General features: G+C 37.6%; 1 tRNA gene. It reads left to right on the forward strand.

Going from position 1 to position 255, the window contains the following annotated elements:
* Window positions 1–74, forward strand: a tRNA-Gly gene (locus tag KVT27_RS25365).
* The last annotated feature ends 181 nt before the right edge of the window (window positions 75–255 follow it).

Here is a 255-nt window from a genome sequence, read left to right on the forward strand (position 1 = left end):
GCGGGTGTAGTTTAATGGTAAAACCTCAGCCTTCCAAGCTGATGTCGTGAGTTCGATTCTCATCACCCGCTCCAAAAAAAGTATTGACAACCTCTTGGTTGTTTGATAAGATTAAACAGTTGTCTGTTTCGACAACGCTATGAACCTTGAAAACTGAACAAGCAAAACGTAATCAGTAAATTTTTTAGTAGCTAGCTTAGCTAGTGAACGAAACAAATTTTGGACATCAAAATTGATGCCAGCAAAACAATTTGA

The sequence above is a fragment of the Lysinibacillus sp. GbtcB16 genome, assembly GCF_019091145.1.
GTDB lineage: Bacteria > Bacillota > Bacilli > Bacillales_A > Planococcaceae > Lysinibacillus > Lysinibacillus fusiformis.